Below are 605 nucleotides of genomic sequence, written 5' to 3'. Positions count from 1 at the left end.
AAAATTGGTGCGTCAATCATTTTTGCGACATCTGATGGATAAGGCGAAGAACGTGAAAAACGTGGGGATGTTGTAAAACCAATCTGGTTATTGATAATAACATGAAGTGAGCCCGCAACACGATAACCTTTAAGACCTGAAAGACCAAAAGTTTCTTGGATAACGCCTTGTCCTGCAAAAGCAGCATCACCATGAATAAGCAATGGCATCACTTTTGAACGCTCACTTAATGGGAGTAAATCAGTATGCGCAGGTCCCATAAGTTGATCTTGTTTAGCACGTGCTTTTCCCATAACAACCGGATCAACAATCTCAAGATGAGATGGATTGGCCAACAGCGATAAATGAACTTTTTTACCATCAAAGTCCAGATCAGCGGTAGTTCCCAAATGATATTTGACATCACCGGATCCCTCCACATCATCAGGCTTGTAAGATCCCCCTTTGAATTCATGAAAAATAGCCCTATGCGGTTTGGCAAGAACTTGTGAAAGAACATTTAAACGACCACGATGTGCCATTCCTAAAATAACTTCCCTAACCCCCAAAGCACTACCACATTTGATAATCTGTTCAAGAGCGGGAATCAGCGCCTCACCACCATC

Annotated in this window: 1 protein-coding gene; it reads right to left on the bottom strand. The window is 42.3% G+C overall.

Annotated features, from left to right (window positions below; genetic code table 11):
* A partial coding sequence (locus tag ACFIO3_RS15125; RefSeq protein WP_375704789.1) for a thiamine pyrophosphate-dependent enzyme occupies window positions 1–605 on the bottom strand: 605 nt, incomplete at both ends.

The organism is Bartonella sp. AD328YNZD, from assembly GCF_042196425.1.
The sequence above is the reverse complement of the archived record's forward strand: the minus strand, read 5'-3'. Positions and strand labels throughout refer to the sequence as shown.